The organism is Vibrio sp. 2130-1, assembly GCF_033339515.1.
On the sequence record NZ_JAWOUT010000021.1, the window covers coordinates 43,565 to 51,678 of the forward strand.

Annotated in this window: 7 protein-coding genes and 1 pseudogene; 1 reads left to right on the top strand and 7 read right to left on the bottom strand. The window is 44.2% G+C overall.

Annotation, left to right across the window (positions count from 1 at the left end; translation table 11 throughout):
* Positions 1–60: 60 nt before the first annotated feature.
* The 3 genes from metF to R7Q09_RS21895 all read right to left on the bottom strand — a co-directional run bounded on the left by metF (position 61) and on the right by R7Q09_RS21895 (position 4,810).
* The gene (gene metF / locus R7Q09_RS21885; RefSeq protein WP_005381345.1) at positions 61–963 is read right to left on the bottom strand and encodes a methylenetetrahydrofolate reductase; all 903 of its coding nucleotides are present in this window, start codon (positions 961–963) and stop codon (positions 61–63) included.
* 262 nt (positions 964–1,225) lie between these two features.
* The gene (locus tag R7Q09_RS21890) at positions 1,226–3,634 is read right to left on the bottom strand and encodes a bifunctional aspartate kinase/homoserine dehydrogenase II (RefSeq protein WP_115386339.1); all 2,409 of its coding nucleotides are present in this window, start codon (positions 3,632–3,634) and stop codon (positions 1,226–1,228) included.
* 15 nt (positions 3,635–3,649) lie between these two features.
* Entirely contained in the window at positions 3,650–4,810 is a 1,161-nt protein-coding gene (locus tag R7Q09_RS21895; protein WP_005382793.1) for an O-succinylhomoserine (thiol)-lyase, read from the bottom strand.
* 225 nt (positions 4,811–5,035) lie between these two features.
* Between R7Q09_RS21895 and metJ the strand changes: the two genes are divergently transcribed.
* Entirely contained in the window at positions 5,036–5,356 is a 321-nt protein-coding gene (gene metJ, locus R7Q09_RS21900; RefSeq protein ID WP_005381353.1) for a met regulon transcriptional regulator MetJ, read from the top strand.
* Between the two features lie 113 nt (positions 5,357–5,469).
* On the opposite strand, the gene R7Q09_RS21905 is transcribed toward metJ, so the two are convergent.
* From R7Q09_RS21905 to R7Q09_RS21920, 4 genes and pseudogenes are all read right to left on the bottom strand, one after another.
* The gene (locus tag R7Q09_RS21905; protein ID WP_005381358.1) at positions 5,470–6,747 is read right to left on the bottom strand and encodes a malic enzyme-like NAD(P)-binding protein; all 1,278 of its coding nucleotides are present in this window, start codon (positions 6,745–6,747) and stop codon (positions 5,470–5,472) included.
* Between the two features lie 206 nt (positions 6,748–6,953).
* Positions 6,954–7,430: a bacterioferritin gene (bfr, locus tag R7Q09_RS21910; protein ID WP_005381359.1), complete on the bottom strand. Its 477-nt coding sequence runs from the start codon at positions 7,428–7,430 to the stop codon at positions 6,954–6,956.
* A gap of 93 nt (positions 7,431–7,523) precedes the next feature.
* Positions 7,524–7,712, bottom strand: a complete 189-nt coding sequence (locus R7Q09_RS21915) for a (2Fe-2S)-binding protein (protein ID WP_005381360.1) — start codon at positions 7,710–7,712, stop codon at positions 7,524–7,526.
* A 331-nt stretch (positions 7,713–8,043) separates the two neighbouring features.
* Positions 8,044–8,114, bottom strand: a pseudogene (locus tag R7Q09_RS21920) (elongation factor Tu); the annotation flags it as partial.

Genomic DNA, 8,114 nt, shown 5'->3' on the forward strand with positions numbered 1-8,114 from the left:
CTTTGATAAAACGAAAAAGGCTTGCCACTTGGCAAGCCTTTTATCCTTTTGAAACCAGATTTACGCACCGACTACTGCGCGAGGACGAACACCCAACGTATGGCATAACGCGTAAGTCATCTCTGCACGGTTTAGTGTGTAGAAGTGAAAGTCCTTAACCCCTTCACGACTCAGTACACGCACCATATCAATAGCTTGGCTAGCTCCTACAAGCTGGCGAGTCACCGGATCATCATCCAAACCATCGAATTGTTTGCTCATCCATCCTGGTACTTTCACGTTGTTCTGTGCCGCAAAGCGAGAAGCTTGCTTAAAGTTCGATACAGGCAAAATTCCTGGCACAATTTCTACGTCAATTCCTGCTGCGACACAACGGTCACGGAATCGCAGGTAAGACTCAACGTCAAAAAAGAACTGAGTAATAGCACGGTTTGCACCTGCATCTACCTTACGTTTTAGGTTCAATAAGTCAGACTGAGCGCTTTTAGCTTCAGGGTGAACCTCAGGGAATGCAGCAACGGAGATATCGAAATCGTGGCGTGATTTCAGCAGCTCAACCAAATCCGAGGCATACATATCAGGCGCACCGCCACCTGGAGGAATATCACCACGCAGAGCGACGATATTTTCAATACCATTGTTCCAATAGTCATCGGCAATATTAATCAGCTCTTCACGAGTCGCATCAATACAAGTGAGATGGGGAGCGGCAACCAATCCGGTTGTTGCTTTAATTTCTTTAATGATGGAGTGTGTTCTGTCACGCTCGCCGGAGTTCGCACCGTAAGTCACAGAAACAAATTTAGGTTGAAGCGTTTTAAGACGGTGCACTGAATTCCAAAGTGTTTCTTCCATCTTAGCGCTGCTTGGCGGAAAAAACTCAAACGATACATTGATGTTATCTGATAACTCAGCAATATTCTGGTTCAAGGCGTCGATATGGCCTGCGTGCGTATATCCCATCTTACTCTCCCTGCGGCACTCCGCCACGAAAACAAATCCTTAAAATCGACGTTTAGACGTCTATATGTCTACAGAATGTATTGAATACGATTTAATGTCAACCTTGTAATTATGAATTTTTCTCAAGTTAATAATGAAGATAGTTCAAGTTTCTACTTGAGCATCATCTCACCATTTTGCACGGGTTATGACTTCAGTATGGCACTGATAGGGGAATAAAAAACCCTGGATTAATTCCAGGGTTTTTAGGTCAATCGCAACTTTAAAATAAACCAGCCAATCGGTTGAGGTCGGATTGAATAGCGCCGGCTGTCACTTCTCTGCCTGCGCCTGGTCCTCGAATGACCAGAGGGTTATCTTTGTACCACTTGCTCTCTATGGCAAAAATGTTATCGCATGGCAATAAGTTGGCGAGCGCGTGCTCACGAGATAACGCTTCGACTCCCACCGTTGCTTTACCATTTTTTTCTAAACGCGCCACATAGCGAAGCACTTGATCGTTTCTCTGTGCTTTTGTCAGACGCTCTTGAAGTATTTCACTCAACAACGCTCCATTATCGAAGAAATCATCTAAGCTCAGTTCTCTTAATTCTTCTGGCACCAAAGACTCAACTTTAACGCTGTCTGGTTCTATATCTAGGCCCGACTCTCGAGCCAAGATGACTAACTTGCGCATTACATCGGAGCCATCTAAATCAGAACGAGGATCAGGTTCGGTTAAACCTTGCTGCCAAGCAAGATCGACTAAATCATTAAATGGCACAGAACCATCAAACTGTTGGAACAGCCATGATAGCGTCCCCGAGAAAATACCCGATAGAGCGACGATTTCATCCCCACTTTCACGAAGATCTCGCACGGTATGGTTTATCGGTAACCCAGCACCAACCGTTGCGTTGTATAGCCAATGACGACCAATTTTAGCGAATGCATCTTGAACCTGATGGTAGTACTGGCTATCTGCGGAACCGGCCACTTTGTTAGCGGAAATCAAATGAATGCCTTGCTGTGCGATTTCTACGTAGCGCTGAGCTAACTCTTTACTCGCGGTAACATCAAGCACGACGGCTTCATCATAGCTTTTAAGCGCTCCCAAACGTGCCAGCCAATCCCCATTGTTTGCTATGCTTTCATCATCAAATCGTTCAGCAACACTCGCCGCCTCAATACCTTGCTCATCGAACCAATAGGTTTGGCTATCCACAACCGCGACAAGATCAAAGCTCATACCATGACGTTTTTCGAGCTCACTTTTTTGCGTAGCAAATAAATTTAGCCAACTAGAACCAATATTACCCTTGCCACATAAAGCCACTGCCACGCGTTTTTGCGCTTGGAACAACTGGCTATGAATCGTTTGAACCAACGCCTCGGTATCAGTACGGCGCAAAACAGCGACTAGGCTCAGCCCTGAGTCTGTTTCAGAGATAAATTCTACCGGAGAGTGCTTTAGCTTCTGATAAAAGCCAAAGCAATGATTGGCGTTTTTCGTAACGCCTGCACCTACCGCAGCTAAGAGCGAGTAACCTTCTTTTAGCTTAATTTCTGCCTCTACCGCAAGCTCTTGCAAGTGTTTCAATGCACCACCGGCGATTTCTGCGGTGTAAGCCAAGCGTAGCGTATGCTGATCGGATTGAGCTTCAAATGCCAATGGCTCTAATTGCGCGCGCTGCAACGCTTGTAATACATCACTCTGTGTTTTTTCGAAGTCGTGCCCATGCATGAAAGACAACTGCACCAATAAAACATCATCCAGTGAAGTAATAATTTTAGCGCCACGACCAGATGCCAATACACGCTCAATACGAGTAGAACCCGACTCTGGCAGATAGCTACACTTGAGATTAAGGTCCATGGTACTTTGCGCCACAGGCTGAAGCGTACGACTGTGTAGCACTGGGGCAGCTAAGCGAGCAAGTTCACTGGCTTCATCCAATCGAAGTAACGGTAATAAACAAGCGTCAGACACCAAACGTGGATCGGCACTATAAACACCAGCAACATCACTCCAAATCGTGACAGTACTGACTTCAGCAAGCGCGCCTATGACCGTTGCAGAATAGTCAGAGCCGTTACGACCAAGTAGAATGGTTTCTCCTGCCTCGTTCTGAGCCATAAAGCCAGTAATTACCACACGTTTATGGTTATGCTGCGCGAGGATCTCTTTAATTAAAGGGTATGAACGAGCGCGATCAACCTCTGGTTGAGTTCCCGCTTCTGCACGTAAAAACGCTCGTGCATCTTGTGCAACCGCAGGGATAGAACGTTGAGATAATAACGCGGCCAGTAGGCGAGCAGACCATACTTCTCCGTGTCCCAGTACCGCAGCTTTTTGCGCATTAGTGAGTGGTGCAGTCAGTTCCGAGAGAGTACTGAACTCATCATGTAATAAAGCTAACAGCTCTTCTTTTGCTTCACTCTCCAACAAGCTTTCTATTAGCTCAGTTTGGAACTGTCTCAAGCTTTGAAGCGCTTCATGCGCAATTCGGCCATCTTTACTTAACCCTTCCAAAAACTCAATCAAGCGGTTAGTGGTTTTTCCTGCAGCAGATACGACCACAAGATCATTTTCTGTCGAATACTCCTTGAGAATACCCACAACGCGTAAGTAGCATTCTGGGTTTGCTAAGCTACTGCCACCAAACTTATGCAGCTGACGTTGTACAGTCATTGTTATCGTCTCCTATTACTGGGTAGCTTTAGCGAACGCTTGTTCTAAATCTGTGATGAGGTCTTGTGCATCTTCCAAACCGACAGACAAACGCAATAGTTGATGAGAGACCCCAGCCTCCGCCAGCGCCTCCTCACCCATTGCACGGTGCGTCATGGATGCTGGGTGGCAAATCAAACTTTCTACACCACCTAATGACTCTGCTAATGAAAACAGTTGGAGCTCTTTCACAAACACCTTTAACTGCTCAAACGAACCAGCAAACTCAAAACTCAACATAGAGCCAAAGCCCGTTTGCTGCTTTTTAGCAATGTCGTGACCTGGATGTTCCGGCAGGCTTGGATGATAGATAGTTTTAACTAACGCTTGTTTCTGTAGGTAAGCTAGTACCTGCTGTGAGCTCTCTTCATGTACTCTCATACGAGCAGCAAGCGTACGAATACCTCGCAGTGTCATGTAACTATCGAAAGGTGTGCCCGTTGCACCAATACAATTACCCCACCATGCAAGCTCTTCTGCATGCGCTTCTGTGTTGGTGATGATTACTCCACCAATTACGTCCGAATGACCGTTGATGTACTTTGTTGTGGAGTGGATAACAAAATCCGCACCTAGCTCTAAAGGTTTTTGGTACACGGGTGTCAAAAAGGTATTGTCCACCGCAACTAACGCGCCGATTTGTTTCGCTTTTTCACAAGTAGCTGCAATATCCACTACGCGAACCAGAGGGTTTGACGGAGTTTCTAGCAAAATGAGTTTTGGTTTTTGTGCCAATGCAGCATCTAAAGCCTGTTCGTCTGATTGATCGACAAACTGAACCTTAAAATCGCCTTTGTTAGCTCGGGTATTAAAAAGACGATAGGTACCACCATAACAATCGTGAGGAGCAATAATGAGATCATCTGGGCCGAGAAAAGCGGAAACCCATAAATTTAATGCCGACGTACCGCAGTTAGTAACAACCGCTCCTTTTCCAGACTCAAGTTCAGATAGCGCACTTTCCAACAGTCCGCGGTTTGGATTACCAGATCGTGTGTAATCATACTTGGGCACTTCACCAAAAGCAGGAAAACCATAGTTAGTGGAAAGATAAATAGGTGGAACGACAGCATGATATTGGCTGTCTGATTCAATACCAGTGCGTACTGCAATGGTCGCAGGTTTGCGAGTGCTCATGGGTGTATCCTTTCACGGGTAATGACTTCTAAATAGGAATGCGCTATATCTAATGAGTAACATAAAGTGATCAACACGCTTCCTTTGCTGTTATGTTCACTTTACTCGTCAAAAAATGAGACGTCAACACTTCTAGACGTCTATATGTCTTTGCTTATGGCGGTAAATGCAGCTAAAATCAGCACCTAAATTATTTTTAACCGATTACATAAATGAAGGTGTGCAATGGCTGACTGGAATGGCGAATACATTAGCCCATATGCAGAGCACGGCAAAAAAAGCGAACAAGTAAAAAAAATTACCGTCTCTATCCCGCTAAAAGTTTTAAAGGTGCTAACTGATGAGCGTACTCGCCGTCAGATCAATAACTTACGCCATGCAACCAATAGCGAATTGCTATGCGAGGCATTTTTGCACGCGTACACAGGTCAGCCACTTCCGACAGATGAAGACCTTCGTAAAGACCGTCCTGATGATATTCCAACAGAAGTAAAAGCGCTGATGACGGAAATGGGCATCGAATTTGAGTCATTCGACGAAGAATAAAAAAGCCTGATAAAAGGTTTCAGGTAATAACTCTTGCCTCGAGCCAAATGGATGACATAAAAAATGGGACGCAATAGCGTCCCATTTTTTGTGTATCACATCTGAAAGATATATTACTCTGCCATGTAGTTTTCAGGCATCTCGATACGAGCTACACCTGAATTAACCGCCGCCTGAGCAACCGCTTTTGCAACACGTGGTAGCAAACGTGAATCCATTGGTTTTGGAATAATATAGTCCGCACCAAACTCTAGCTTATCAACACCGGCAGCCTTCAATACGGCTTCAGGTACAGGCTCTTTTGCTAGCTCGCGAATCGCCTCAACGGCTGCAAGTTTCATTTCATCATTGATTTCACTTGCACGCACATCAAGAGCACCACGGAAAATGAATGGGAAACACAATACGTTGTTAACTTGGTTAGGATAATCACTACGGCCAGTACCCATGATCAAGTCATCACGAACTGCGTGAGCAAGTTCCGGCTTGATTTCAGGATCCGGGTTAGAACATGCGAATACGATTGGCTTATCAGCCATCAACTTCAACGCTTCCGCTGGCAACAGGTTTGGACCAGATACACCTAGGAACAGATCTGCACCTTCAATTACGTCTTCTAGTGTGCGCTTATCTGTATTGTTCGCAAATAACTGCTTATATTCATTAAGGTCATCACGACGAGTGTGAATCACACCTTTGCGATCTAGCATGTAGATTTTTTCGCGCATTGCACCGCATTTGATCAGAAGCTCCATACACGCTACAGCGGCAGCGCCAGCGCCAAGACAAACAATTGTTGAATCTTCAAGTTTCTTACCTTGAAGTTCGATTGCATTCAGCATACCCGCTGCCGTTACAATAGCAGTACCATGTTGATCATCGTGGAATACTGGTACATCACAACGCTCAATCAGACGCTTTTCAATCTCAAAACAGTCTGGTGCTTTAATATCTTCAAGGTTGATACCGCCAAAAGTGTCTGCAATGCTCGCAACAGTATCCACAAATTCATCGATCGTGCGGTGCTTAACTTCAATATCAATAGAGTCAAGACCTGCGAAACGCTTAAACAGTAACGCTTTACCTTCCATCACTGGCTTAGATGCAAGTGGACCTAGGTTACCTAGACCTAGAATAGCGGTACCGTTAGAAATAACAGCAACCATGTTCCCTTTTGCAGTGTACTTGTACACGTTATCCGGGTTTTGTGCGATTTCACGCACTGGCTCTGCAACACCAGGGCTGTAAGCAAGGGCAAGATCACCCGCCGTTTCCGCAGGCTTTGTAAGTTCGACAGCAATCTTTCCTGGAGTTGGATAAGCATGGTAATCCAATGCTTTTTGGCGATGTTCTTCTTCTGGAGTGGCTGCTTGGTGGTTGTCTTCAGACATGGACGTTTCTCTTTTTTATTTTTAGGTAAGGGGGCATAAATTCTATCGGATAGAAATCAAACTTCATAGGCAAGATTGCGAGCAATATCCTTAAAAAGCCGATAATAAAAGAGATTAGACCAGATAACGGGGTTAAGCACCTGATTTTCGAGTCAGGTGCTCTTTCTTCTTACTATTATTGGAGTATGCAAACTCAGAAAGTATCGTTACTCTTCGTCCACGTATTGCGCTTGGAGATAATTCTCAATACCAGACATTTCAATCAAGCCAAGTTGCGTCTCTAGCCAATCAACATGTTCTTCTTCATCTTCAAGAATATCTTGGAAGAGATCTCGAGACACATAATCTCGAATGTCTTCAGCGTAGGCAATCGCATCTTTTAAATCTGGAATAGCCGCCATTTCAAGCTTTAAGTCACACTCGAGCATTTCCTTGGTATCTTCACCAATCATCAACTTACCTAAATCTTGTAGGTTCGGTAGGCCTTCAAGGAACAAAATACGCTCAATTAGATGATCGGCATGCTTCATCTCATCGATAGATTCGTGATATTCCTTGTCTGCTAGGTGCTTTAAGCCCCAGTCTTTATACATTCGGGCGTGAAGAAAATACTGATTAATAGCGACGAGCTCGTTACCGAGCACTTTATTGAGATGTTGAATGATGATTGGATCGCCTTTCATGACAAAACCCTCCTCTTTGGCTTCATTTAAATGTAGAAGCAAATGAGAAGGTGTCAAAATGTAAGGCAAATAATTACTGCATACTTACAGCAATTAGCTGGCTTGTTTAAATTCCGTGTAACTAGTTTCCGCTAAAATTTCCTTGGCCTGTCTGATGCACTTACCACATTGGCTGCCCAATGCCGTGCACTTTTTGATTCCTTTAATATCTGTTACGCCTTCATCTATCGCCAACTTCCTAATTTTTTTGTCGGAGACACCATGGCAAAGACAAACGTACATACTCAAAAAACCTATAAAACTAATCTGTGACAAACAATATAAACAAGAATAGTTCTTGTTACCAGTCGCATTATGGTGTCCGCTCAGAATATTTGGTTATAAAGATTTTACCGCTGCAGGAAAAGATCAAAGGGTTAAGAGGGGTGAGTAAAAGCGTTAAGAAATAAAGCCGGTAAAACTCTGTTTTTAAATCGAAAAAGTGACGTCTTTTATTTCAACACTTATAACTAAATGTAATCTAGAAATGAAAAAGGGAAGCCTAAGCTTCCCTTTTCGATGCGCTTTCTTCAAAAAGAAGAACAGTGCAAGATTTCGTTTAATTCGTTATGAATTAGTCGAAGATCTTAGCAACAACACCAGCACCTACTGTACGGCCACCTTCACGGATCGCGAAACGTAGAC